Origin of the sequence: Micromonospora echinaurantiaca (genome assembly GCF_900090235.1) — a bacterium.
GTDB classification, from domain to species: Bacteria; Actinomycetota; Actinomycetes; order Mycobacteriales; family Micromonosporaceae; genus Micromonospora; species Micromonospora echinaurantiaca.
On record NZ_LT607750.1, the window covers coordinates 3,601,465 to 3,626,948 of the forward strand.

The 25,484-nt window shown below is 64.4% G+C and carries 18 protein-coding genes and 4 pseudogenes; 7 read left to right on the top strand and 15 right to left on the bottom strand.

Annotated elements, in window-relative coordinates:
- Nucleotides 1-429: 429 nt before the first annotated feature.
- A complete protein-coding gene (locus GA0070609_RS16230) occupies nt 430-960 on the bottom strand; it encodes a GNAT family N-acetyltransferase (RefSeq protein WP_088994577.1) in 531 nt (176 codons plus the stop codon).
- Nucleotides 961-1,162: 202 nt separating this feature from the next.
- A complete protein-coding gene (locus GA0070609_RS16235; protein ID WP_088994578.1) occupies nt 1,163-1,534 on the bottom strand; it encodes a VOC family protein in 372 nt (123 codons plus the stop codon).
- A gap of 678 nt (nt 1,535-2,212) precedes the next feature.
- Between GA0070609_RS16235 and GA0070609_RS16240 the strand changes: the two genes are divergently transcribed.
- A complete protein-coding gene (locus GA0070609_RS16240) occupies nt 2,213-2,758 on the top strand; it encodes a CGNR zinc finger domain-containing protein (RefSeq protein ID WP_157748195.1) in 546 nt (181 codons plus the stop codon).
- A gap of 42 nt (nt 2,759-2,800) precedes the next feature.
- On the opposite strand, the pseudogene GA0070609_RS35210 reads toward GA0070609_RS16240, so the two are convergent.
- The 3 genes and pseudogenes from GA0070609_RS35210 to GA0070609_RS16250 form a co-directional block, all read right to left on the bottom strand.
- Nucleotides 2,801-3,055, bottom strand: a pseudogene (locus tag GA0070609_RS35210) (Tn3 family transposase); the annotation flags it as partial.
- Between the two features lie 696 nt (nt 3,056-3,751).
- Entirely contained in the window at nt 3,752-5,218 is a 1,467-nt protein-coding gene (locus tag GA0070609_RS16245) for a VCBS repeat domain-containing M23 family metallopeptidase (protein ID WP_157748197.1), read from the bottom strand.
- A 157-nt stretch (nt 5,219-5,375) separates the two neighbouring features.
- A complete protein-coding gene (locus GA0070609_RS16250; RefSeq protein WP_088994581.1) occupies nt 5,376-5,738 on the bottom strand; it encodes a hypothetical protein in 363 nt (120 codons plus the stop codon).
- 194 nt (nt 5,739-5,932) lie between these two features.
- Here GA0070609_RS16250 and GA0070609_RS35215 point away from each other — a divergent pair.
- Nucleotides 5,933-6,093, top strand: a pseudogene (locus tag GA0070609_RS35215) (helix-turn-helix domain-containing protein); the annotation flags it as partial.
- A 520-nt stretch (nt 6,094-6,613) separates the two neighbouring features.
- Here GA0070609_RS35215 and GA0070609_RS16260 read toward each other — a convergent pair.
- Nucleotides 6,614-7,414: pseudogene (locus GA0070609_RS16260) on the bottom strand (IS5 family transposase).
- Between the two features lie 82 nt (nt 7,415-7,496).
- Nucleotides 7,497-7,733, bottom strand: coding sequence for a hypothetical protein (locus GA0070609_RS33260; RefSeq protein ID WP_157748198.1), 237 nt, complete (start codon nt 7,731-7,733; stop codon nt 7,497-7,499).
- Nucleotides 7,734-8,442: 709 nt separating this feature from the next.
- On the opposite strand from GA0070609_RS33260, the gene GA0070609_RS16265 reads away from it, so the two are divergent.
- The gene (locus tag GA0070609_RS16265; protein ID WP_088997774.1) at nt 8,443-10,278 is read left to right on the top strand and encodes a glycoside hydrolase family 15 protein; all 1,836 of its coding nucleotides are present in this window, start codon (nt 8,443-8,445) and stop codon (nt 10,276-10,278) included.
- Between the two features lie 695 nt (nt 10,279-10,973).
- Here the strand turns inward: GA0070609_RS16265 and GA0070609_RS34435 are convergent.
- The 4 genes and pseudogenes from GA0070609_RS34435 to GA0070609_RS16285 all read right to left on the bottom strand — a co-directional run.
- Nucleotides 10,974-11,223 (bottom strand): annotated as a pseudogene (locus GA0070609_RS34435) (IS110 family transposase); the annotation flags it as partial.
- Nucleotides 11,224-11,379: 156 nt separating this feature from the next.
- Nucleotides 11,380-12,048 (bottom strand): LysE family translocator, encoded by a 669-nt coding sequence (locus tag GA0070609_RS16275; RefSeq protein ID WP_157748199.1) that lies wholly within the window; start codon nt 12,046-12,048, stop codon nt 11,380-11,382.
- Nucleotides 12,036-12,344, bottom strand: coding sequence for an AzlD domain-containing protein (locus tag GA0070609_RS16280; protein ID WP_088994583.1), 309 nt, complete (start codon nt 12,342-12,344; stop codon nt 12,036-12,038). The genes GA0070609_RS16275 and GA0070609_RS16280 overlap by 13 nt, the downstream gene beginning before the upstream one ends.
- Nucleotides 12,341-13,042 carry an AzlC family ABC transporter permease gene (locus GA0070609_RS16285; RefSeq protein WP_088994584.1) on the bottom strand — a complete coding sequence of 234 codons (702 nt, stop codon included), beginning with the start codon at nt 13,040-13,042 and terminating at the stop codon, nt 12,341-12,343. The genes GA0070609_RS16280 and GA0070609_RS16285 overlap by 4 nt, the downstream gene beginning before the upstream one ends.
- A gap of 335 nt (nt 13,043-13,377) precedes the next feature.
- On the opposite strand from GA0070609_RS16285, the gene GA0070609_RS34440 reads away from it, so the two are divergent.
- A complete protein-coding gene (locus GA0070609_RS34440) occupies nt 13,378-13,542 on the top strand; it encodes a transposase (RefSeq protein WP_231928882.1) in 165 nt (54 codons plus the stop codon).
- Between the two features lie 1,083 nt (nt 13,543-14,625).
- On the opposite strand, the gene GA0070609_RS16295 is transcribed toward GA0070609_RS34440, so the two are convergent.
- Nucleotides 14,626-15,081: a winged helix-turn-helix transcriptional regulator gene (locus GA0070609_RS16295; RefSeq protein ID WP_088994585.1), complete on the bottom strand. Its 456-nt coding sequence runs from the start codon at nt 15,079-15,081 to the stop codon at nt 14,626-14,628.
- 81 nt (nt 15,082-15,162) lie between these two features.
- Here GA0070609_RS16295 and GA0070609_RS16300 point away from each other — a divergent pair, with 81 nt between their 5' ends.
- Nucleotides 15,163-16,716, top strand: coding sequence for an MFS transporter (locus GA0070609_RS16300; protein ID WP_231928291.1), 1,554 nt, complete (start codon nt 15,163-15,165; stop codon nt 16,714-16,716).
- A 34-nt stretch (nt 16,717-16,750) separates the two neighbouring features.
- On the opposite strand, the gene GA0070609_RS16305 is transcribed toward GA0070609_RS16300, so the two are convergent.
- On the bottom strand, nt 16,751-18,157 hold the full coding sequence (locus tag GA0070609_RS16305; protein WP_088994586.1) for an aminotransferase-like domain-containing protein: 1,407 nt from the start codon (nt 18,155-18,157) through the stop codon (nt 16,751-16,753).
- Between GA0070609_RS16305 and GA0070609_RS16310 the strand changes: the two genes are divergently transcribed.
- Nucleotides 18,156-19,091 (top strand): DMT family transporter, encoded by a 936-nt coding sequence (locus GA0070609_RS16310; RefSeq protein ID WP_088994587.1) that lies wholly within the window; start codon nt 18,156-18,158, stop codon nt 19,089-19,091. The genes GA0070609_RS16305 and GA0070609_RS16310 overlap by 2 nt on opposite strands.
- A 689-nt stretch (nt 19,092-19,780) precedes the next feature.
- On the opposite strand, the gene GA0070609_RS16315 is transcribed toward GA0070609_RS16310, so the two are convergent.
- On the bottom strand, nt 19,781-20,902 hold the full coding sequence (locus GA0070609_RS16315) for a winged helix DNA-binding domain-containing protein (protein WP_088994588.1): 1,122 nt from the start codon (nt 20,900-20,902) through the stop codon (nt 19,781-19,783).
- Nucleotides 20,903-21,779: 877 nt separating this feature from the next.
- Nucleotides 21,780-23,447 carry a cutinase family protein gene (locus GA0070609_RS16320; RefSeq protein WP_172899347.1) on the bottom strand — a complete coding sequence of 556 codons (1,668 nt, stop codon included), beginning with the start codon at nt 23,445-23,447 and terminating at the stop codon, nt 21,780-21,782.
- Between the two features lie 1,474 nt (nt 23,448-24,921).
- On the opposite strand from GA0070609_RS16320, the gene GA0070609_RS16325 reads away from it, so the two are divergent.
- Complete coding sequence (locus GA0070609_RS16325) at nt 24,922-25,470, top strand: RNA polymerase sigma factor (protein WP_088994590.1); 549 nt, start codon at nt 24,922-24,924, stop codon at nt 25,468-25,470.
- Nucleotides 25,471-25,484: the final 14 nt, after the last annotated feature.

The following is a 25,484-nucleotide window of genomic DNA, read 5'->3' on the forward strand; positions in this document are numbered from 1 at the left end:
TACACATCGGGGGTTTCTGCTCGGACGAACGCGCGCGTTCCAACGCCAGCGACTGTTAAGGCAGCAGGTTCATTGCCGGTGGCACAACGCAAACCGTCGCCGAGTCGACTCGAGTCGAGTCTCTCAGATGGCTTCTCACCGCCCTCACCAGGGCAGGATCAATCTTACCGGCGCTCGGGACCACGGCTATCGACGGTCTAAGCGTGACCATTCGCCGATCGTTGCCACATGGTCGAGCAGCCGGTCAAATCTAGCCAAGCTATTCGAACAGATAGCAATCGTGCCGCAATCACTTGAGGGCGGGCCGCCGCGCCAGTCCTGCTGAAGTTTGGTCGGTCGGGAAGCCGCCGAGAGACCATCATAGCTTTCCCACCCTCACCTGCTTGCTCCCTTGCCGGCCGACTCCAATGCCCAGCGAGTTAGAGGCTCTTAGGAGTAGTCGTTGTCGCGTGGCGCGACCGTGTACGGTTCCTCTAGCGGCTGACAACAGCGCGGTGAGCCGGCCGAAACCCCTGCGGGGATCGGGAGCTGATAGCGCAATTTCGACGACGACCTCGCTCCCAAGCGATCGTAGAAGCGGATCGCGTCTGCGTTCCACTCCGGCGTCTGCCATTGAAGCTCGTCCATTCCCAATTCTGTGGCCTGCCACACGGCGGCCGCTAGGAGCGACCGACCGACGCCGTTGTTTCGGTAAGCCTCAGTGACGTATAAGCAATCCAGGTGCAGGTGATCGCGGCCGCGCCAGGTCGAGAACTCGCGGGTCAACGTAGCGTAACCGACGACATAGCCCTGATCGGCGGCGACTAGACACCACAGCCGCGGGGTTCGTGAGAAGAGCGCCGCTGCGAGCCGGTTGGCGAGATCGCCCGACACTGGATCGGCCCTCTCATATAACGCGTGCTCGGCGCAAAGTTGGGCCAACCGTGAGAGATCGGCAGGCTGCACAAATCGCACGATCATCTTATCAACCTCTGAACGCCTCTCCACTTGGGTTCACGGACACATCCCCGTCAGCTTCCCACCAAGTTCGCGGGTGCCCAGCCGGAGATTGGCCGGGTATCCGTTACCGGCAGGACCGCAATCCCGCATCCGCCGAATGGATCACAAAGTGCGTGGTGAGCCGGTTGATCGTCGCATGCGCGGCAAGCGAGGACGTCTTACGCTAAATCGGCGCCGTCCGCGTGATCACGTCGATCAGCACGCCGCCAGGCGCCTCGACGATGAAGTGGCGCTGGCCGAACTCCTCGGTGCGCAAACCGAGGAGTTCCGTATGTCCTCCTTCGACGATCATTTTCTGGTACAAGGCATCGACGTCGGCAACCTCCAGGTTCAGCCTGAACCCCGTCGAAGTCACCTCTGCCTTGGCAGAAATGGTCAGGTGCCCCGCCTTGACGAGGCCAAGTTCGTAATTGCCGGCTCTCAACGAGACGTACCAACCGGAGTCGAACGTCACGACGAACCCGAACTCTTGGACGAGAAAGTCTCGCAGCGCTGTGGGATCGCCCAGTTGAAGCACTGGATAGAAGCTCGCCACGGGCGGGGCTGCACCTCGATCCAGCCGATCGGGCTTGGGCTCAGTTCGGCGACGCCGGCTCCTTCGCTCAGGCGTAGGTGCCCCTCCCCTGCCGAGCAGCCGCGCTACATCAATCGGTATCACGCACAGCAGCATATCCTTGCGTGACAGTGCGTGTCACGCGCTTGCGCCGGTTTTTCCGTGACGTCCTCACCGCCGACCAAGCGGAGGAACACCATCGCCACCGAACCGCGCTCGCGGTCGTCGCAGAGCCTCTGCTACTTGTGGGCTGCGGGTCCGGCCGGTCCCTGCTGATCACCCTGACGGCCAGGGACACGCCCCCACTGTTACCTACCTCGAGTGACGCCGCCTGCGGCCCCTACATGCGGTTGCGCTCTCCACCAACACGGTCGACATCCGACTCACCGGAGCGAAACGGCACCCATCTGCAAGCTCCTGACACCGGAGAAACGTCACGGGCGCATGACGCAGGCCAAACTCACGATCTCCCAACCGCCGCAGTGTGGGCGACCGCCGCCAGCTGCGCCGTTACCACGATCGGTGCATTTCGGCCGAATCATCCCTGGGCTCGGTATGGCGGCCGCGACGCTGCACGTCGCGATCGCCCGACTACCAACCATTCGCAACCTGCCAACCGCGTCCCCTCCTGCACGCCGGTGCAAGTGAGACGATGTGACCGTGAACCGCAGGATCTCCACCTCGCCGACTATCTCACCACCCCCCCTGGACATCGTCATCAAGATCGTCAACGAGTATGGCGATGCCCCACGCCGCGCCGCTCACGAGGAAGCGCACGACTACCCTGACCCAGCGAGCCTCGGCGGCGCGGTGTATGGCGCATTTCAAACCGCCTCTACAGCGGATCTCGTCGCCGTCGCCAATCAGGCACATGCGATCTTCGCCGCACCAACTGCAGATCGCGTAGCGAGCGAACTCGATGCCCTCATCGCCGCCACCGGTCTGAGCCCGCGAGTCGTCGCCGACGGCGTCATGATCCGGGAGGCCTGGACTGCCCCGCACGCATCGCTGCTCGCATCGGTAACGCTGGCGCTGCTACTGCATTTTCGCGAGATCCCCGACGCACGGCGCATCGGCGTCTGCGCTGGCGACGACTGCGTCGACGTCTACGCGGACGCCTCTCCGACACGCCGGCGGCGCTATTGCTCGATCACATGCCAGAACCGCGCCCGCGCCCGGTCCTATCGAGCCGCGCGAAGGGCCTGAAAACCGTCCGCTAGCGAGTTCCTTGAGGCGTGCATGCTGGCAGACCGACAAGCGGGCCGCGTTGAGGTCGCGCACCCGTTCGCCCCTGTTCCTGCAAATGCTCGGCGTGTGATCCAGATAGATCGAGATGTGGGACAGTGTCACGCACCTGAGGACAAGTCCGAATGCGCCGAACTGGTTTTCCATGCCATCGCGGTAGGCCCGGTACGCCTCGCCTTCGCGGCCGTGGAGTACCTTGCTGCCCGGGCCATGGCGCTGCTCCTGCAGGTTGCGCATCCGCCACATTTCCCGCCGGTACGCGGGATCCCGCCCAGGGTCATCACGTTCAGAGGCTTAGAATCCTGCCGTTGTACGCGATCGCCTTACCCAGGCCGTCGATGGGCCCGTTGCGGTTGCAGCACCTCGATGGCGTCGTGGGCCGAGATCTCCCGAGTGTGGATAAATGCGATCACCCGCATGATATCCAGCAGCGTCAGGCAATCTTGTACCACATCGTGCGCGGCCATCGAGATAGCCGCAGTCGACGGTGGCATCGCTGCGCCACAGCTTGGTGTCGGGCAGATCGGCCAGCACCGGCCGATAGTCAACGCCGAGCAGCGTCACGAGCAGAAAGACTTTCGGAGTAGACGCCCGGGCCGCCAATGACCCGGTGCACGGCGGAGTGCGGCACCTCGAACAGCGGACCGATCTGCCGGAAGGTCACGTTGGTGCGTCATAACACGGCCATCCGCAACACTCGATCCGACAGGTTCGAGGGTCACTGCCGGCCCGGCCGCGCGCTCGGCGGCCGGAGGTTGAGTTCGGCGGCGACCGGGGTGCCTTACCTTATCGAAGCTTGGGCTCGTCGCACTTCTGTTGGGCCTCGGTGTGACTAGGCTGCCAGGGAGGTGTGGGCCGATAGTGGCCGAGGCCGCTTGGTGAGGAAGCGACCTCGGCCAGCGTCACGGATTCCTTTTAGAGTGGGCGTTTCACCAACTGCGGTCTAGATGCAGGTTAAGCTGGGAACCCTGACGTGATCGATCTCCGATCCGATCCCACAATGAGCGCCGTGGAGGACCATCCCTGGTTGCGGTAGGCAGTATGGTCATTGTTCACGCCGCTGACGGCGACGACATCCGAACGTAGATCCCCATCCATGTCGGCAAGCTTGAGGGGCCACAGTGCTCCGAACCCGCTGACGAGTGCTTTGCGGTCCCAACCGACGATGACACCGCTGGAAGCGTTCCACCCCTGATTCCGATAGACCGTGAGGTCGTTGTTCGCACCACTTGCGGCTACGAGGTCAGCGCGCCGGTCGCCATCGATGTCCGCGAAGTCAAACTCGAGCGGCCCTCCGAACCCACTGACGAGTGGCTTACGGTCCCAACCGACGATGACACCGCTGGAAGCATTCCATCCCTGGTTGCGGTACACAGTAACGTCGTTGTTCGTGCCCGTGGTTGTGATCAAGTCGGCTCGCCGGTCGCCGTCGATGTCGGCGAATTTGAGGCCATTGAGCGAGCCAAACCCACTGACAAGCAGCTTACGGTCCCAGCCAACAATGACACCGTTGGCAGAATTCCATCCTTGATTACGATACGCCGTAATGTCATTGTTGGGTCCACTCACCGAAATCAAATCCGCCCGACCATCCCCGTCGATATCGGCGAACGTGGTCCGAGATGCATCCCCGAACCCGCTGACAAGCGACTTACGATCCCAACCGACGATCACGCCACTGGAAGCGCTCCACCCCTGATTACGATACGCCGTGAGGTCGTTATTAGGGCCACTCACCCCGATAAGATCCGCCCGGCCATCTCCATCAATATCGGCATACTCCGCCTGCTCTACAACGTTTGCATACCCACAATTGTTGCTGGTTCGATACTGCGTCGGAGACGGTGATCCGTCAACGTAGATTGGTCCAGTTCTCGCGCTACCATCGGTAGTAATGCCCGACGGGGAGCCGTCGAAGTATGATTCGACCTTGTCTCCGACGCCGCGGGTTTTGTTCGGGTCGCGGGTGTCATCGAGCTGTTCGTAGTGCAGGTGCTCGACTTGCGTCGCGCCCGTCTTCCCGACATTGCCCAGGTGCTGACCTTGCGTCACTGACTGTCCGGTGGAGACGTTTGGCCAGGCAACAAAGTGCCCGTAGACCGTGACCCACCCGCCGCCATGGCTAATGATCACCCCATAGCCTAAGCCGCTCGCGGTACCTACCGATCCCGGAGGGGCTTGAGTGCCATCGCCCCACTTGCCATTCCAACCAGCCCAGATGACGGTACCGTCAGCTGAAGCCAGGATCGCTCGACCAGCGGTACCTCGGCCATCGTTGGCGAAGAAATCAATGTCATAGTCGTCATGCCCCTGATAGGTAGTTAGGCGCCAAGACTCGCCGCACGTAAAGGGAAGCTGGAAGTTGGGGCGCGGAGTCGTCGCGGCAAGGCTGGCCGAGGGCGCGGCGACAATGCCTGCCACGCCACTGATTATCACGAGGCCAATCGTGGCCAAGCTCCGGATACGTCTCAATCGCATGATGAGGTTCCCTTCAAGGATTCGCAACATCCACGGAAAAGGCTTGACGGCGAACGTTTGATGATCGTTTACTAATTTGATGAATTTAAATTATGCGCATTCAACCTTCCTCGGCAATGGATCGGTATGATTTTGAAAAGGTCTGGTATTGCAGAGGTATAAGCAGTCCACAGTTGCACCGTTTGTAGAGCTCCTTGTCGAACACTGGTGGTCGACCGTCACGGCGCCGACCAGCAAGCCGGCCGCCGCAGACGCGGCAGCGTGCAGGGATCGTGTGTCCGAACGCGCGACGGCGCAGCTCGGCACAGATGGCCTTGGAGTCGTAGCCCTTGTCGGCGATGACGGGGCGGCCGACGCCGGCGCAGGCGAGATTGATTTTCGTGGTCAGTGCACCACGACTTCGACCGAGCGTGATCTTCCGGCTCGTCCGTTTCCCACCGCCACCCTCTCGCTCCGGCAGCATGATGGTGCCACTCGGCGTCCGACAGCTCGTTAGGACGACCCACGCGCTGCAGCATCCAACGCCAAAGATTCCTGAAAGCACTGCCTATGTGTTCTGTCCATCACAGTTGGTGACAGGGCTGGGATCTTGGAGAGGTGAGGACCTCCGGGTGCGCTGGAGCTCGTCGAAGATGCCGCATCACCCGGGAGGTCCTCGTGCCCCACGCTGACGTACCCCTGACCGAACGAGGCAGGCTACGCCTTGCGCGCTGGCCTGGTCGATGACGACTGGCCGTTGCGACGGGCCGCGGAACGGTTCCAGATCAGTGTGAACACCGCGAAACGGTGGGCCGACCGGTACCGGGCCGAAGGGCCGCGAGTATCGCTGATCGTTCAGCCGCCCGCACGGGTTCCGAAGCGGACCCAGCCGCCGGTGAAGCGCAAGGCGCTGCACCTGTGGGTGAAGAAGCGGTGGAGCCTAGCCCGTATCACCGGCCGTCGACATTCCGGCCTCGAGATGGCGTACGTGATCCTGCGCCGTGCCGGGGGTCGGTCCCCCGCCTGGCGCAGCTCGACTGCGGCACCGGCCGCCCGGTGCACCGCTACGAACACGCTGGCCCCGGCGACCTGAACCATTGACGTCGAAAAACTCGGCCGCATTCTCTACGGCGGCGGCTGGCGCACCCAGGGCCCGCCGCCGGGGCGATCTGAACCGGACCGCCGCACCCGGACGTGCCACCGATGGGGCGGCACTAGGGTTGGCCACACGTTCCTGCACACCGCCCTGGAGGCATGGGTCTAGGCCTCCCCTACCTCTCCACGCCGCACGCCGTAAAGCCCTGCCCGGCTGGCTACACGCCTATAATCACCATCGCCTTCGAACCGCACTAAGAGGTCCTAACTATTTGAGCGTTGGAGTCGGCGCCAGCAGATGATGGCGCAGGCGAGGGTGAGGAAGGCTTCATGGATGCCGTCGCGGATCTCCCAGCGGATGCGCAGACGGCGGAACCAGTGCAGCAGGGCGATGGCCTGCTCGACGACCCACCGTCGGGTGCCGAGGCCGGAGCCGTGTGCGACGCCGCGTCGGGCAATGATTGGGGTGACGCCCTTGGCCCGCAGCTGACGGCGGTAGCAGTCGTAGTCGTAGCCGCGGTCGGCGTAGATCCGCTGCAGTCGCTGTCGTGGTCGATCGCGGACGCCCCTGATGGGCGGGACCTTGTCGACCAGGGGCATGAGCTGGGTGAGGTCTTGGCGGTTGCCGCCGGTCACGCTGGCGGCGAAGGGGGATGCCGCCCGCGTCGGTTATGACGTGGTGTTTCGAGCCTGGCTTGCGGCGGTCGACCGGGCTCGGACCGTATTGTGCCGCCCTTGAGCGCCCGCACTTGGGACCCGTCGATCACCGCCGGGACATGTCCAACTGCCCGACGGCCCGGAGTCTGCCGACCAGCACCTCGTGCAGCCGCTGCCACACGCCGGCGTCATTCCAGTCCCCGCAGCCTGCGCCAGCAGGTCATCCCCGATCCGAACCCCCGTTCCTGGGGTAGGTACTCCCACGGGATTGCGGCGTGGAGCACGAACAGGATCCCGCACAACACTTTGCGGTCGCCCGGTGGTTTGCGGCCTGGGTAGCGGCGCCCGACGTGGAGGTCGGGGTGGCAGCAGCGGCGCGATCTCGGCCCAGAGTTCGTCCGAGACGATCCACGGCGGCTACTAACCCACCAGACCGGTCCGCGAGGTTAGAAGGCACGACATCCATCGGGCGTCTTCGGACAGCATGAGATTAAATCGGTCCCGCAATCGATGACATGCGCACAGTTGGTTTGTTGGCAATCGCCCGCTCGTCATCAGCTTTGGTAGCCTGCCGCTGCTGGCTCATGCCAACTGTATCACAGCGGCCCCGGCAAATCCTGAAACTGAACACGCGCAATGAAACTGGCGATCCGCGCAGTTCATTTCGACCGGTCAGGCAATAGTGGTGATTGAACTGGGCGACGATTTGCGCGGCCAAGTGGGTCACGCCAGTGACTCTCCTGCACACTTGTGGCCAAGTGCAGAGTAGGCCTCGCCCCCCCCTCTCCGCGAGCCCGACAATGCCAGGCCTCGGTGTGCTGCTCGCCTCACATCCTTCAAAAAGGTATACGGAAGCCCGCTTGCTTGAGCGCGGTGGGGCGAGTCCGGGGGGTGACGTCGGCCCCACCGCGCAAACACTGATCTGAACCCTGAGCATCCCAGATCAGCCGGCCAGGACTTGAACCTGTCCTGTTCGGACTCTACGAGGAAACGCCTTCAACCTGGCTTCAACTGGCCTACAATTTGAGGATCGGCAGCTCGGGACGCCGAGGCCATACGGGCCCTGCCCTCCTTCGCCCCCGGCCAGGTAGCAGAGAAGGTAGATCGTTCACGCCTGGCGAGCGCTCACGCGCCGGCTCCTTTAGTGCGTTACATCGGTGGCCGACCCTGCAGCGAGCAGTCGTTGTACCGCTTGCGCACGGAGCGGGCGAGCACTTGATGAGACGCTTGCCTGCCGGTCCGCGACGGCTTCGCCGGGGATCCGGCTGGCGCCGGTCATCCTGAGCGCGTCACGATCCTCATCGAGGCTAAGCCAGGAATGCCAACCCGCCATCTGAAACTCGTACCTCTGACGGGTGGATCGGGCGGGTCCTCATCCCCGAGCCGGATGCGTTCGACTAGCTTCGTAAGTGGATTCGGCGAGCGGGGAGTCGAGCATGCAAGAATACCCGCCAATTGAGGACCATGGCCTCATCGGCGATCTGCAGACTGCCGCTCTGGTTACGCGTGACGGCACGGTCGACTGGTTTTGCGCGCCTCGGTTCGACTCCCCCAGCATCTTCGGCGCCCTTCTAGACCGGCGGCGGGGTGGCTACTTCGCAATCGCCCCGGACGGCGTGCGATACGTCTGCAAGCAACTCTACCTTCCCGACACACCTATTTTGATCACGCGATTCATCAGTGCCGACGGTGTCGCGGAAATTACAGACTTCATGCCCGTCACTGGCGAACAACCAACCGACCAACATCGCTTAGTGCGTATGGTGCGGATGATACGGGGCAGTATGCGCTTCAAGGTGGAGTGCCGCCCTAGGTTCAACTACGGCCGCGACCACCACGACCTATCCATCCAGTACGAGGGCTACATCTTTCGTGGCCCGTCCCTGACCTTGACTCTCAACCCCATCCGGCGAGTCCGGCGGCTGATTCGCGGGCAAGAAATCGACAGTAGCGGCGGCGACCTCGTCGGGTTTATCACCCTTAATGAAGGGGATGTAGGCGGGGCGGTCCTAGAAACGGCCGCAACCCATGCGCCACGGGTCATCCCGACTGAAGAGGCCGAGTTATTGTTTGAGCAAACTCGAGATTATTGGCGCCGCTGGCTCGACCGATCTCGGTACACCGGCCGGTGGCGGGAAATGGTCGAGCGCTCCGCCATTACTCTGAAGCTCATGACGTTTGCGCCCAGCGGCGCCATGATCGCTGCACCCACCACTGGCCTGCCCGAGGAGATCGGAGGCGGCCGAAACTGGGACTACCGCTATACCTGGATCCGTGACACGTCGTTCTCGGTACACGCCCTCCTTGGCCTTGGATTTACCGAAGAAGCTCGCCGGTACATGAACTGGCTAGACGAGCGCATCCGGGAAGCAGGCGAGAATGCGGTACCGCTCAAGATCATGTATCGCGTGGACGGCTCATCTGACCTCTACGAAGAAGAGCTCTGCCACCTCGAAGGGTACCGAGGCTCCAGCCCTGTCCGTATCGGCAACGGCGCGGCCGACCAACTCCAGCTCGACATTCACGGTGAGGCCTTGGATGCGATGCACCTTGCCGATGAACAGGGCATCCGCACATCCCACCAGGTGTGGCGCAGTACAGTTCGGCTCGTTGACTGGCTTTGCGACAACTGGGACCAACCCGACGCAGGCATATGGGAGAGCCGCAGCCATCCCCGCCACTACACCTATGGCCGCCTCATGTCTTGGGTAGCGCTGGATCGGGCGATCCGCCTCGCCGCTCGTCATGGCCGACCGGGTGCGGTGGACCGGTGGGCTCGCCATCGCAATAATATCTACGACCAGATAATGGCCAAAGGCTACCATCAGGGCCGCCGGTCATTTGTTCAAAGTTTTGGGGAGAATGTCCTCGACGCTTCACTGCTCATCATGCCATCGGTCGGTTTCGTAACGCCAAACGATCCGATGTGGCGATCTACACTGAATGCCATCGACCACGAACTTGTCTCGGACAGCCTCGTCCGTCGCTACAAACCTTCCGCCGCCCCTGACGGCCTCCCCGGCGACGAGGGAACCTTCAATATGTGCACCTTCTGGTATGTCGCAGCCCTCGCCTGCAGTGGCCGCCTAGAGGACGCACGTCTGACCTTCGAGAAAATGTTTACCTTCAGTAACCACCTGCGCCTTTATGCCGAGGAAATCTCGTCTACCGGCGAACAGGTTGGAAACTTTCCCCAGGCATTCAGCCATCTGTCCCTTATTACCTCAGCAGTGGTACTTAATGATCTGCTCGACGCGAGCCGTGAGAATTAGCGCACCCCGGGGGTGCGTGGCACCGCTGCGGATAATTCCGAAGCGGCGAAGCGATGTCCCGCTGGCGACCTATTTGCGGCCTTTCTTGATTCTGCTGATGCCCTCAAGGATAGGCGCCTCCCGTCGTAGCTCGATGCTTGGAACAAAGATCTCAGCGAATACATAGGCCCTTCAGGGCCGTTCTGTCGCTAACCAGGCCGAGCTGACGCTCACGTCCCAGCCAATCAGATTGGCTGCGTCTCCGCGGTCTACAATCCACAGACAATCCGCTGCCACGCCAGACCCCCCGCCAAACGGATGCCATTTTCAAGACGCCGGTGTCATCGACGAACAGCACACCCTGTGGGTCACCAAGGTGCCCGATCAGGTGGTCCCGCACGGCATCACGGACCGCCACGACATCCCAGTCCGCCTACCGCAAAACCGCTGCATCCCCTCCGGCGACACCTCACCCGCACGCTCGGCCAGGGCCCGGCCGTTCTTCCGCTACAGCCCCCGCCGCGAGCCCGCACAGGTAGTGCCGCCCCCGCGCCCGCGGCTCCGCCCGCCAAAAGAGGCCTCCATTCCGAGCCCGCAGCCGATCCATCTCGGCCGCCCATGCATCGGCCTCCGCCACAATCACAGCCGACATCATGCGCAACCGGCATCCATAACTGTCGTTGCATTACTAGGTCGACGCAGTAATGAGGTATCCGGGGGGTGGCAAAAGCGGTGCCGTCGCCGACTTCAAGGAGGATCCTAGCGGCGGTCCCGACGCCGATGCCGGCATCGAGGGCAGGACCGTGGCTGGAGGGTGTGCATCGAGCATCCTTTCGACCTCGTCGGCGGCCTGGTCGTGTTGTCGCAGGATGTCGCGGAGGGAGTCGCCGGGGGCGGGCCGGGACCGTCTCCGCAGCCTGGGACGCCGGGGACGGTGACGGTCTGCTCGTCGGGGGCGGTCATGATTTACTCGACCCGTTGGGCGACCGAGATTCCCCCGACCTAGACACGATCAACAAAGGTAAGGGGGACATCGCCTTCGCCGATCTCGAAGCCGGGCGGCAAGTCGCAAACGCCGCCCGAACGACCGATTCGGCTACCGTTGTCCCACCACACAGGTGCTCAGAAGGGCTCCGGTCGGACGGCGAGCAGGTCGATAAGGAGTGATGCAAGCACCAGCGCGCCGAGAACGAGGTAGACGATACCGCTGATCATGGCAAGCGCCCGCGCATTCTTGCCTCGCCGGGCCAGGAGGCGTCCGACGAGCCCACCCAACAATGCGTAGACGGTGTCGATGAGGAAGCCGACGACGACAAACGAGAGCCCGAGGACTAAAAGCTGTACGGCGGAGTGTCCGATAGTGGTGTCGACGAACTGAGGCAGGAACGCGATGAAGAAGATCACGATCTTCGGATTGGTGAGATTCACGACCATGGCGCGCCAGAAGTTCCGGCCGGTGGCCGTCACCGGCGGCGCGTCCGGCCCGTCCGCGCGGCGCAGTGCTCCCATGCCGAGGTAGACGAGGTAGCCGGCGCCCACCAGGCGGATGGTCACCAGCGCGGCCGGGAGGGCTACCACGACCGCGCCAACACCGGTGACCGCGACGAGGGTGTGGACCGTCATTGAGACGGCCATCCCGGATGCCGCGACCACTCCCGCGCGCCGACCGTTCCGCAGCGCGACGGCGCCGAGGTAGACATGGTCAGCGCCGGGCACCACGGCGATCACGAAGGACGCCGCCAGGAATGCCCCGTAGGCCTCCATCGGAACGCCGAGCATCAGAACAACCACCGCACGGCGACCGTGATGGCCAGGCACACGAGCACTGTCACCAGCTGCCCGGCATGCAGTCGCCACGCCACAGCGGCTCCGGTCAGGCCCGCGAGAATCGCCGGATCTAGGCCACGCCACTGTGCATCGACCACGACGGAGACCAGCATCCCGGCCAGAAGGGCCGCAGGCAGCGCCTCGATCACCGCTTCAACCTGCTCGGGGAACCGCCGCTCATACAGCAACACCGGCCCTACCGCCTTCACCCCGTAGTTGATGACGGCGAAGATCAGAACCGTGACCAGCATCGAACTCATGCGCGCCTCCTCGTCTCACGCAATGCCAACAGGGAGGCAATGCCGGCGCACAGCAGCGCAATCCCCGGCGGGACGAACCAGCACATCATCGCGGCGATCAACGCCGCCAGAAACACGGTCGACCGATGCCTCGGCTCGTCCCGTAGCGAATCGAGCACGAAGACGAGGAAGAACGCCGGGAAGATCGTATCCAGCCCCAGTGCGTGAGCGAGGTCCGGTCCGGGCGTGAGATAAGCCCCGATCGCAGTGCCGGCGACCCACGCCGGCCACTGCATCAGCGACGCGGCGATCATCAGCTCCCGATCCACCGATCCATCCGGGCGATGAGCCGCCGCCCACGAACCATCCACAACGGCCTGGGCGTGCACCGACCGCACCCACCGGCCACCAATCAGCGAGCGCGACGCCGTGACAGCCATCGGAACGAACCGCAGATTGATCAGCGTCGCCGCCCCCAGCGCGGCCATGGTGCCACCTCCGCCACTGAATGCGATCACCAGCGCGAACTGTGCCCCACCGGCGAACACGACCGCCGACATCAGCACCACAAGCCACGCCGGCCAGCCCTCCGTGACCGCAGCCGCACCGAAGCTGACCGCCAACGCAAATGCCGCCACAGCCAGGCCGGACCCAATGCGCACACCACCTCGCCAACCATGCGGCCGGCCCCGTTCGCGCACCCGCGCTTTCGCGCTCATGACACCTCCGCCCGCCAGTCAAGACGAACCGAGTCACGCCTTGACGACCATCTACCCGTGACTGACTCTGTCACGCGACGATACCCTTTTATGCGTGACATCGCGAGAGCTTCGGAGCCGCCGCAGCGCGCTCACCTGAGGCAAGGCGGCCAGGCCGGGTTCGATCATGGATGCTGTATCGAAGTCCGGGGCCAGGACTTGAGCAGGTTTGAGGATCTTCGCGTGTCAGAGATCTAAATGTGGCGAGGTGGACCAACCAGAACCTGCACCCGAAGACCTCGTGGATAGCCAGCGGTGACGTGGCGGTTCGACCCGACCGACGGGCAGTGGCCGGCGTGCTGGAGCCGTTGCTACCGGCGCCGAAGCCGCCGGATCGACGGTCGTTGTGGAGTAGGCGGCAGTTGATTGACGGGATCCGGTGGCGGACCCGGGTGGATGCTCCGTGGCGGGAGGTGCCGCCCCGGTACGGGTCCTGGTCGGCGTGTATGCCCTGTTTTTAGTGGCGGCAGCTGCACCTGGCCTGCTAGCAAGGGCAGAAGCCGCTTTCACCGCGTTGACCGCCGGACAGCGCGCGGACAGCGCGCGGACAGCCCGCACTTTATCCTGGTGCTCGACGGCATCCCGGTGCCCCGGCTGGCCGCGGGCCGGCCTCGCACTCGCCCGGACCGGGTCCTGGCCGACAAGGCATACACGCTCGATCCAGCCGCCGCTACCTGCCGACGCGGTCGCTGCACCCATCCCATTCCGAGGCCGACCAGGACGCCAACCGGCGCAGACTCGGCTCAAAGGGCGGCCGATCACGACCTTCGACCCCGAGCGGTACAAGCAGCGCTATGCCCTGTAGTGCGGGATCAACCGCCTGAAGCGTAACCGTGCCGTCGCGACGCGCTCCTACAAGCGCACCGTGCGTACGAAGTCACCGTGCTGATTGCCGTCATCAATGAGTGGGCTGTGAACCCAATTCGACACAAGCCCCAGCCGACGAGGCAAGGCCGGAGGGAACGGGTTGGGCGAGCACGGCATGCATTCTGTGGACGGTCTGGGTCCGGGTGCGGACCAGGTCGTGGTGCTCAGTCAACGCTTGTAGAGCCGCGAGGGCATCATGCATGACAGCCCGGACAGGGCTGCTTGGCTCCGGCGAGGAGGGGCAGACCAACTTTGGACCAAACAGACCGCTCTCGAGCCACACTCGCCGGCGGCCGTGGCCGGGACGCAGACCGTTCGGCAGCCAGCCCCGTGGGCGGCAGGTGTAACCCGAGCATCCCAATCACCGCCTCGAAATCATGGCTGCAGACCACGACCTCCACCAACGATCAAACAAGTTGGAGGCCTCTCTGTTGCCAACGCCTTGACACAGGGAGGCGCCGTCCGTCTTACCGTCCCCCGCTTTACAGGTTCAGTACTCGAGTGTCGGGAGCTGAGCCGACGGGGTTCAGGTGGTGAATCGCGTCCCGAGCGGCGACGCCCAGGCCCCGCTGCGGGTGTTGTAGAGCGGACCGGTGCCGCCGCTGAGCAACGTTCGAACGATGGCGGCGGCGCTGTGCCGGCACCGGCGCCGATGTGGCTCGGCCGGCTACGCCTTCTCATCGCGTGGGCCCGCGGCCGTCTTCGATGTCGACGTCGGTGGCGTGGAGTGGTTCGCCGCACTCGGCGCAGCGGACCTCGGCGCGCGTGAGCGCGCCGCACGTACGGTGGTAAAGCAACGCGGGCGGCCCGGCCGATCCCGCCGTCCAGCGGTCGCCCCATGCAACCGCGACCAACAGCACCGCGCAGAGCTCAAAGCCCTTGTCGGTAAGCAGGTACTCATAGCGAGGCGGTCGATCCGAGTACGATCGCCGCCGGAGTACTTGCTGGTCCACGAGCCGGCCGAGCCGTTCGGCGAGCACCTTGCGGGATACGCCGAGGTCACGCTGAAGGCCCTCGAAGCGGGTGACCCCGGTGAAGACATCGCGCAAGATCAGGGCCGTCCAAGGCTCGCCGAGCAGATCGAAGGTACGCGCGATCGAGCAGGAGATCTCGGCGAAATTCGTCCTCTGCATGCCAACCACCTACCAGTTTCTTTAAGGGACGGACCATGGTACGGTCAGTTCTCTGAAGAGACTAACAAGGTAGGAGGACCGGTGACGACGAAGGGGGCAGCGCCCGCCACGGGCGGGAGAGTGGCCGCAGGGCGGCGAGAGTGGCTCGGTTTGGTTGTGCTCGGCCTTCCCACGCTGCTCATCTCGATGGACATGACCGTCCTGCACCTGGCAGTGCCGCAGATCAGCGCCGCGCTGAACCCGTCCGGCGCTCAACTGCTGTGGATCGTGGACGTCTACAGCTTCTTTGTCGCCGGTCTGCTGATTGTTATGGGGGCCATTGGTGACCGGATCGGCCGGCGCCGGTTGCTACTGGCCGGTGCCGTCGGCTTCGGCGTGGCGTCGCTGCTGGCCGCCTACTCGACCAGCGCGGAAACGCTGATCGTCGCCCGCGCGCTACTGGGCGTCGCCGGTTCGACGCTCATGCCATCGACGTTGGCGCTCATCCGCAACATGTTCCACGACGCGAAGCAGCGCGCCATGGCCGTTGCCGCGTGGTCGATGACCCTCATGGCGGGCGCCGCGCTCGGCCCCGTCGTCGGCGGCGTGCTGCTGGAGTTCTTCTGGTGGGGCTCGGTGTTCCTGCTTGCCGTCCCGGTAATGGCGATCCTGTTGGCCTTCGCGCCGGTACTGTTGCCGGAGCACCGCGATCACCACCCGCCCCGGTTGGACTGGGCCGGCGCGGTACTGTCGCTGATCGCGGTGCTGGCCGCAATCTATGGCCTCAAACGCGCCGCCGAGGACGGCCTTGACGGAGTGACCGCGCTGGCAATGGGGGTCGGGCTCACCGCAGGCCTCCTGTTCATCGCCGGGCTGCGTCGATCCAACCACCCGTTGATCGACCTGACACTGTTCCGGCGGCGGACCTTCAGCGTGGCGCTGTCCGTCCTGCTACTCAGCACGCTCGTTCTATTCGGGATCACCTACTTCACCGCGCAATACGTGCAACTCGTTCTCGGGCTGAGCCCGCTCGCCGCCGGGCTCTGGATGGTGCCCCCGCTGCTGGTGGGGCTCCTGCTCACCATGCTCGCGACGGCCGCCAGCGGTCGGCTGCGTCCCACGCATGTCATCGTCGGCGGGTTGGCGCTGGCCGCGCCGGGCTTCGCCGTCCTGGCCGGTCTTGACGACACGGGTGACCTGCCTCAACTGGTCATCGGTCTCGCCTTCGCATTCGGAGGCATCCTGCCCGCGTCCACCCTCGGTGTTGACATCGTCATCAGTGCCGCACCACCCCAGCGGGCAGGCGCCGCGTCGGCCATCTCCGAAACCGCGACCGAACTCGGCGGAGCCCTGGGCATCGCGGTCCTGGGCAGCATAGGCGCCGCCGTGTACCGTGAGCGGATCGGCGCCGCCCTACCGGCCGGAACGTCGCAGCGCGTGGCGGACGCCGCCCGCGACTCGCTCGGCGGCGCGACCGCCGCAGAACTGCCCCCGGCGGTTCTTAGCGCGGCTCGAGAGGCCTTCGCGGCCGGCATGCGGGTATCCGCGATCGTCGCCGCACTGCTGGTTGTCGCCGCGTCGCTGACCGTCGCGACCGTGCTTCGCCAAACACGTGGGTCACGAGCGGCCGGTCGTGGTCAGCGCGCTGTCGGGTGACGGCCGTACAGCGAACGTCGCCGAGGGGGTTCACCTAAGAGGGTGTCGCTTCTTTTCGGAGGGCGCGAGCGAGGCGGCGAACGGCCTCGTCCATGAGGTCGGGTGGGGCAGCGGCGTAGGTCAGGCGCAGGTGCGGCGCCGGGGGTTCTGCCGCGTACCAGGGACGGCCGGGGAAGACGACGACGCCTTCGGCGGTCGCTGCGGCGGCCAGCGCGACATCGTCGGTGCTGTCCGGAAGGCGGACCCACAGGTGCAGGCCGCCGCGTGGGACCGTCGGCAGGGCGAGTTCGGGCAGGTGCCGGCGCAGTGCGGTCAGAAGCGCCTCGCGCCGTGCCCGCAACGCGGTGCGCAGGGTGCGGCGGTGCCTCGTCCACGCCGGTGCGGTGACGAACTCCAGCGTGGCCTGCTGCAGCGGGCCGGCGACGAAGAAGTCGTCGAGCAACCTGGCCGAACGCAGCCGGGCCCCGGCTGGGCCGCGGGCGCCGATCGCGGCGACGCGGAGGCCGGGAGCGACCGACTTGGTCAGTGAGCGCAGGTAGATTACGTGCCCGTCAGGGTCGTCGGCGGCCAGCGGTAGCGGGGCCTCTCCGTCGATGGTGAGGTCGCGGGCGTAGTCGTCCTCGATCAGGAACGCTCCGGCGTCGCGTATGGCACCGGCGACCTCGACTCGGCGGTGAGCTGCCAGGGTCGCGCCGGTCGGGTTGGCGTAAAGCGGTTGGCAATAGAACAGTCGCGCGCCGGTGCGAGCAAACGCGGCGGCGAGCTGGTTAGGGACTACGCCGTCGGCGTCGGCGGGCACCGGTACTACTCGGAGCCCAGCCGCCCGGGCGGCGGCCAGCGCCCCCAGGTAAGTCGGGGACTCGACGAGCAGGGTATCGCCGGGTGCGGCGAGCGCGCGCAACGCGGACGACAGCGCCGCCTGCCCGCCCGGGCAGATCACCATGTCGTCGGCGCGCAGCCGGGCCCCGGCCTCACGGGCGAACCAGGCGCGCAGGTCCTCGCGCCCCTCGACGGGCCAGCGCTGCCATGCCGTGGGCTGCCGGGCCGCCCGGGCGAGCGCGGCGCCGAGCGTCGCGGCCGGCTGCAGATCTGCGTCCAGGTAGCCGCCAGATAGCGGAATCGCTCCCGCAGGGGGCAACGCCAGTAACGCTTGCACCTCCTCCTCGCCAGGTCGGCGGGCACCGAGAGCGACGGTCTGCCAGGACAGGTCGGGGGCGCGTCGCTCGTGCGGAAGGGCGGCCACGAAGGTGCCCTTTCCTGGTCGCGTCTCGATCAGGCCTTGCGCCACCAGCCGTCGGACCGCCTCGGCTACAGTCACCGGCGAGGCCTGATGTCGGGTGGTCAACTCGCGCACCGAAGGCAGCCGTGTGCCGGCGTCCGCGGCGGCCACGAGCCCGCGCAGATCTTGGATAATGCGGTCCACCGCGTTACCGTCGTTCATGAAGAAACAGAGTAGCGCTACTGCCGAAACTACGGTAACGGCGGATCGGGTCATCGGTCTTACGCTCGGCGCGCTGGGCGTGCTCGCTTTCAGCATGTCGCTTCCGGCCACCCGCGTCGCCGTTCAGCAACTCGACCCGTGGTTCGTAGCCTTCGGTCGAGCCGTCGGTGCGGCGTTACTGGCAACGGCGTACCTACGGTCCACCAACCCGCCCCGGCCGACTAGGAGCCAGTGGCGGCGACTGTCGATCGTCGCGCTGGGCGTGGTCGTCGGCTTCCCGCTGTTCACCTCGCTGGCACTGACCACCCACACCTCGGCACACGGCGCGGTGGTCATCACCGTGCTGCCCGCCATGACCGCCGTGTTCGCGGTACTGCGAGCCGGCGAGCGCCCACCCCTGTTGTTCTGGGCCGCCAGCATCGGCGGGCTACTGGCGGTGCTCGCCTTCCTGATCACGAGCGGTGCTGTGCACGGCGCACTGTCGACGGCCGACCTTTTCCTGCTCGCGGCGGTCGTCCTGTGTGGGCTGGGATACGCCGAGGGCGGCGCGCTCGCCCGGGAAATGGGCGGCGCCCGGACGATCTGCTGGGCCCTGCTGCTCTCGCTGCCCGTCACCCTGCTCATCACGCTCGTCGCCGCGTCGGCCCACCCGCCGCGCGCCGACGCCGCTGCCTGGTCGGCGTTCGGCTACCTCACCGCAATCTCCATGTTCCTTGGTTTCTTCGCCTGGTACGCAGGCCTAGCCCGAGGTGGCATCGCCCAGGTCGGCCAGATCCAGCTCACACAGCCGGTACTCACTCTGCTCTGGTCCGCGCTACTGCTCGCAGAGACCGTCACCCCTGCCTCGATCGGGGCAGCGCTGGTCGTGCTGGCCTGCGTCGTACTGTGCCAACACGCTCGCAGCGCGCGCAACAACTCAGGACGCAACCGCTGACGCAATGGATCCGCTTGTCCACCACCCATGTCCCGGGCGGCGCAAGGCTTCCAGGCGAGCGTCTGGCCTCGCCCGCTAGTCCCTGAACCTGTCGACGTGACGGCCTCGGGCACACTCAACTTAGCTGCCCGTTTCATTGAGCTGCGACCGTGGCCCGTGCGATCGGGGCAGTGAAGTACTGCTCGGCCGAGTTCGCCCGCGCCTTCGTACGGTGGAACGTACGCCAGCCGATGGGCCGGGTCGAGTCATGTTTCGACAACGCCGTCGCGGAGGTCACTTTCTCCAGCATCAGGGTCGAGCACGTCTACCGCCGCCAGCGTGAAATAATTGGCCTGGGCGAGCGAGGCTCCGGCCTCGCATCTGACGGCAAATCGTCGAACAGACCATCGCTCTGTTCCACTGGTCCCGCCAGCTGCGCAACCGCTGGGAATCCACAAACTTCCTCACCCTCTGCCCATCATCCGCCGGCGACGAACTCCGACACTCGATGAGTTAGGAGGAGTTCCAACGCGCGGGGATGCACAATACGCACCGTGCGCGCCCGGAGAGACCGCCGGCGCCCAAATCCCCCCGGTATGCAAAAACATGCCCCGGCGAACAGGTGAGGTGCACCCGTGCCTGAACGTGAACGGTTAGAAGATGCACCGTAGATAGGGTAGGCGCCGCTGGGGGTTTTCCCCACTCCCCCGTCAGCCGGTTCTAATCTGTACCTCAGGGGTACTGCCGGTGAACGTGGCGATGCGCTCGGCTTCCGCCTCAATCTCCCCCTTTGGGACATCGCCGCACTCCTTGAACAGCACCACATCCAGCCTGTCATCCTTGAGCTCCCAGGTGCCGGCGATTCGTCCCTGATGAACCACTACGGCAGATATCCATCCCCCTGCCCTGCTGATGTCCTTGCGACGCGTGGCGCCGATCAGCTGGGTATCCTTCGTGCCCGGGCCGAGTATATACTGGTCGAAGGCGGGAAGTAGGCGCACCTCGTCGAATGGCTTGACCTTCGCAATCTTGTCCACTTCGCGCGCGGGTGCGTACGCTGACTGACCCTCAACGTCCACCTCGATGAGCTCGCCGGCGTCAACGAGGTCGGCGTACCATGACTTCAAATGGGTCATCTTCAGCCCGCCGCGGTAGAGCCACTGGTTGAACACGTCGATTGACGCGGGACCGTAGCTGTTGAGGTACGCCGGAATCGCGACGCGCGCCGCTTCTGCCGGGTGCGGCAGTCCTTTCCAACCCCTCAGGTAGGTGTCCGGACGGGTGAACGTGACTCGGTTACCGTCGCTCGGCCCGTTGATGAGATATCCCTGAAACGCCAGCGGCTTGAGCACCGTACCCCAGCCTGACGTCAGGTCCTCCCTGATGCTGGCATCCTTCGTATGCTCGATCACGGCTTCCGTCAACTGTTCGCGGGTGAGAACTTTGCCATCCAACGCTGTATAGACGCCCTCAGCGATCGCCTCTAATTCCTTGAGGGTAACAAAGTTGCGCTGCCACACCGGCTTCTCCCACGCCCTGGTGGCGGCCAGCAGCGACAGATAGGCGGGCGCGTCTTCCGGGGCCAGTAGATGCAACGTGCCGCGCATCGCCCAGGTCTTGATGAGCTTCTTGTCTTTAACTGCCTTCGGCAGGTCGCCTTTGATTGGTTTCGCCTGGCGCGCCGCGACGGCAAGTTCGGCACATGACGCGACCTGCGCCTGCACACCACAGAGGACCCGCACGACGGCAGCTACACCGGTGTCTTTCACCTGACGGTCAAGAAGTTGACGACGCATCCGCCATGCGAACACCTGATCCCACGTCAACTTCATAGCCTCTCCGCCCTCCGAGACGAATCGTGTCACCCATGCTAGCAACAGTGATCGGCCGCGTTCCGACAGTACTCTGGCAGCGTACGGATGGAGCGAAGAACTGATCGAACGCTTTTGCACCGCCCTCAGGACTACGACGCGCCGTCTACCTGCGCAACGCACTGACCCAGGCACCGGAACCCCCTCGCCGTGTCGCTGACCGGTGGCAACCGCCACGACATCACCGAACTGCTCTCGCTGATCCACAGGAACCCGCCCGTAGGGAGTCGACGTGGCTGACCCCACGCCGGCGTCCCGGCTAGTTCTCCGGCAACCGCGCCGGACAGTACGGGCGAAGAACATTCATCCGTCCACGCATCGCCCGCCGCGATCAACCCCACGTCGAATGGGTGGTCCAGGCCACCGTCGCCTGATACAGGGCTTGAAACTTTCACGTATCCGGCGTGAGTATCCCGTCCGCTGCCGACGACTCTAACGCTCAAAGAGTTAGAGTTATTAGAGGTCCGCGCCATTACCCGCCCCCGCCCGCCGACCATGAACCCGCCAAATTGGGCGACCTCCTACTTAGACAGGCGCGACTCTAGCGTTTCTTCACCAGTAGGCCGCGTCGGTCCACAGTCGGAAGTCGGCGCGAATTCCAGCGGATCCAGGCGGGGAAACTCGTGGGCGGCCTGATGTCTTACGGGCAACGACAAAGTGTTGCTCCTGATGAATACCCGCGCTCTGCGGACGGAAGGCAAAGTCCCCACGGGTGCTACGAATTCGGGGTATCGGACGCGCTGGCGATGGCCCACTCTCAGGTAGTGCGCGGACCTGCATATCTCACACTTCCATCCGTTGAGGCGAAGAATTTTTTGCGTCAAATCCGGGCCTCATGTTAAGCAGCTGTGACACTTTCGCCCAACTCCTCTGTGAACCATCGACGACCATCCCACCACGTATGCAGGAGGCTGGCCGGAGCTGAAGATGCGGTCGCAAAGACCGAGAGTTGCGTGTCGTATTGTACCGCTACTGGATCACTGACAATGGAATGCCCGCTGTCTTCATAATGCCAGCTTCCGAAGTAGTACCAATGCAACAGGGTTCCTTCAGCGCCACGGGCATAGATTTGTAGACTACCGTCAAGATAGGTTATCGCGCTCGGCCGGCCTGCGATGTACCCGCCAGGAAGTCCCTGGTAGTGCCAGGTATGGTCGTCCTGCGTGAAGTAGTGCTTGAGCGCGTTGTCCACGCCTCGGGCGAACACGCTAAGCTGGCCATTATAGACAACGGCAGTTGGATCACCACTGATTACGCCGCCGAGGTTGGTCTTCGACCAGCCATTACCGTTCCACCGGCGGTGGTGCAACGAATTGCCCTCCCGCGCGAACACATGCAGCCCATTAGCATACTCCACGACGGTTGGATCTCCGGAAATGCCGTCACTGAAAGATTCGCTGCTCCAGCCAGTATCCAAGCGATACCACCAGTGCCACAGCGCGCTGCTGCCGCTCCGGGCTAGGACATGCAGAGTCCCGTCGGAATAAGCTGTGACCGCTGGTGTGCCAACGATAGAGCCACCTAGGTCTTCGGTGCTGCTCCAGCCCGTTCCGTACCAAAATCTATGCAGAAGCTGATTGTCAATGCTGCGACCGAAGACGCTAAGCTGGTTGTTGTACCTCACGGCGATGGGCGTACTGTTGATCGGGTCGCCCATGGATTCGTTGATCCAAACATTGTTGCGGTAGTACCAATGGTGTAGCGCGCCGTTGACGCTTCTCTGGAATACCTGTAACGTGCCATCAAGATATTCGAGGGACGCACTTCCTGGCGGCCGTGGGACATATGCCTTGTCCGCCGCAGACCTCCCATAGTGCTGCAGCACGTTTACGGAGGAGCCCACCATAGCATAGCTGCCATGCACATCGGTCGAGCTGCCCCTCGAGCAAACCAAGTCCAGGGCGAGGCAAATAGTAACGGCACGACTTGTGAACTGCGTGTTGATCTGTGCACTGCCGAGGATTCCGCCACCGCCATATGCTCCCAGATACTCCCCGGTACGGTTGTCGATATAATGGCTATAGCTTGCGTTGTTCACTCCGATTGGGTCAGATATCAGAAGAATGGCGCCGATCGCCCCTCTGGCGCTTTCGCTAAGCTGACGATCAAGCGTTGTGTGAACAATCTGAGCTCCTTGTGAGTAGCCAATCAGAATTGTTCTTGATATCGGACAACTTGCGGCAGCGGTATTAAGAATGGAAACGAGGTTCGCGACGCCCTCCTCCATCGATCTCCAATAGCCTCCCGACACTGCTTTCCAATCAATTGGCGCAGCCGGATAGGCCAACGAGACGTAACTAATCTGACTTTGTGGAACGCGCTTAGACGCCAGCCGTTGACCGATGTGGTCGGCGGCGGGGCCGACAGGCACACTCATCCGGTGAGGACCGTCGTACCCCTGACCTGAACCGCGAACGCCGACGATCGTATAATCGGTGCATTCGGCTTCGTTCCCTGAACTTCCGCGAACCGGTTCGACAACGACGAGAGTAGCGATGAGCACCACAACTAGATTCGCTATGACTTGGGTTCGGATTCTCATACTCCATCTTGGAAGGTGCGGGTATAGGCGACGTATAGCAGGGCGCTCCACTTGGCGGCAATCAGACGGCTTAATGTGTGTTTGAGAACGGGCTGACGAGGTCTAGGTGGGGTGGTTCGTCGGCCTGGTCGTGGAGCCTGTCATGCGGGTGATGGCGGCCAGCGGGCGGAGGCGGCCGGGTGGCGTTCGTAGTCGCGGGCCAGCGGGCGGGAGAGGGTGAGCCAAGCCAGGGGGGTTCGACCCAACGGTAAGGGTGAACCGCGAAGCCGCCTGTTCGGCGGGCTTGTGGACGACCTCGAGCGTGGTGCGCGGGGTGTCGTGGGTCCAGTCGACCAGGCGACCGCCCAGGCCACGGGTGTTGGCGCCCTTCACTGTTTGTGAGTCGACAAGGCCCGCCGAAATCCCGGCTGCCGGCGCTACACCGCGCCTCAACCCGCAGCCTCGCCAGCAGTTCTCCGTCGCCCCGACTTCTTCGCACCGGGTGATACGCCGGTAGACCGCTGCCATGGCGGCGAGTCAGCATGCGTCTGGTGCGCAGTACCTAAGTGATTGCATGAGAATCTCCCGCCGTGGATGCTGTCCCCGGCGGCCGTCCATGCTCAGCCTGCTAACAGCAGCTCGATCAGGCCAACCCGGCATCCGGCAGGATCCTTCTATGGAAGTCAAGCGGCGGTGAGGGTGGTCAGGTTGCGAGGAGAGCGGGTAGATCTCGCGGACGATGTATCGCTTGAGGCAGCGCATGGGTCTCATTCTTGTTGGGGCCTGTTTGGTGCGTCTGTCGACGTATGCGCGGGTGCGGGGATCGTGACGTATGCGGACGAGGGCACCGGCGTCTAGGGCGGCGTTAGCGGCTGTGTCTCGGCCACGGTTGAGGCGGTCTCTGTCGGTGCATCCCGAGCTGGCGAGGATGCGTGCGGCGCCGCAGAGGTGTGCCCAGGGCGGCTTTCGGAGCGCAGCCGGTCGAGGCTGTCGCGGGCGGTGCCTTGCGACGTCGGTGCCTGCGCCGTAGACGACGTGCAAGTGTTGGCCGGTACGGGGCGACGGCGGGTTGCAGGCGCAGGTCGGCTTGGGTGGCTCTCGGCGGTCAGCGTCTAAACCCAGGTCGCCAATGACAGCCAAGGCGGCCTTGGTGGCCTCGACCGGATCGTGAGTCGGGTCTCGTCGACCGTCAGCGTCGCGCTGCCGGTCGATGAGCGTGGCGCCGGGGGTGGCTCAGCTCGCCCTCGGCGCATTTCGGGTGCTGAGACGAGCAGACGGTGCAGTTGATTCATTGCGGCGGTAGGGCTTTCACCGCGCCTCGGCGGGCTACTCGTAGGGTGCGGACGGCCTCGACTGATCCGGATCGTGTCTCCGAGGATGCCGTTTGCTAGCCCACGCCGGAAAAGGGGGTGTGAAGCATTGCCCAGTGCCGGACACAGGATGGGTGGAAGGGGGTCAGATGCCGGCGGTGGAAAAGCGTTTTACGGCGCTGTACGAGCGCTACTACGACGACGTCGAGCGGTATGTGCGCAGGCGGGCGGCCGATATCGCGGTGCGGGATGTCGTGGCTGAGGTGTTCTTGGTTGCGTGGCGACGGTTCGGTGAGGTGCCGAGTGAGCCGTTGCCGTGGCTGTACGGGGTGGCCCGCAGGGTGCTCGCAAACGAGATACGTGGTCTTCAGCGCGGCCGACGACTCGTCGAGTGGGTCGCGGCGAACGCCGTGGGCGTTGTTGGTGATCACGCGGATGAGGTGATTGGCCGGGTGACGGTGGCCGTGGCGTTCGAGCGGTTGCCGGAGAGCGACCGGGAGGTGCTGCGTCTGGTGGCCTGGGAGGGCCTTGGGATGCGGGATGCGGCTGCGGCGGCTGGCTGCTCGATGGCGGCGTTCGCGATGCGGCTGCACCGTGCCCGGCGGCGCCTCCATCGCGAGCTGAGTTCCGTCGCCCCGTCGCCCGACACGGCAGCGGGGTGGCTGAGACCGGTTGTTGTAGAGGAGGGAAACGGATGATTCGACGCGTGAGG

Excerpts from the sequence above, each read along its gene's own strand:
- GA0070609_RS16250 (WP_088994581.1), bottom strand. The coding sequence starts at position 5,738 with ATGCTGCCGGAGCGAGAGGGTGGCGGTGGGAAACGGACGAGCCGGAAG.
- GA0070609_RS16280 (WP_088994583.1), bottom strand. The coding sequence starts at position 12,344 with ATGAGTTCGATGCTGGTCACGGTTCTGATCTTCGCCGTCATCAACTAC.
- GA0070609_RS16315 (WP_088994588.1), bottom strand. The coding sequence starts at position 20,902 with ATGAAGTTGACGTGGGATCAGGTGTTCGCATGGCGGATGCGTCGTCAA.
- GA0070609_RS16285 (WP_088994584.1), bottom strand. The coding sequence starts at position 13,042 with ATGAGCGCGAAAGCGCGGGTGCGCGAACGGGGCCGGCCGCATGGTTGG.
- GA0070609_RS16305 (WP_088994586.1), bottom strand. The coding sequence starts at position 18,157 with ATGAACGACGGTAACGCGGTGGACCGCATTATCCAAGATCTGCGCGGG.
- GA0070609_RS16265 (WP_088997774.1), top strand. The coding sequence starts at position 8,443 with ATGCAAGAATACCCGCCAATTGAGGACCATGGCCTCATCGGCGATCTG.
- GA0070609_RS16295 (WP_088994585.1), bottom strand. The coding sequence starts at position 15,081 with ATGCAGAGGACGAATTTCGCCGAGATCTCCTGCTCGATCGCGCGTACC.
- GA0070609_RS16230 (WP_088994577.1), bottom strand. The coding sequence starts at position 960 with ATGATCGTGCGATTTGTGCAGCCTGCCGATCTCTCACGGTTGGCCCAA.
- GA0070609_RS16310 (WP_088994587.1), top strand. The coding sequence starts at position 18,156 with ATGAAGAAACAGAGTAGCGCTACTGCCGAAACTACGGTAACGGCGGAT.
- GA0070609_RS16325 (WP_088994590.1), top strand. The coding sequence starts at position 24,922 with ATGCCGGCGGTGGAAAAGCGTTTTACGGCGCTGTACGAGCGCTACTAC.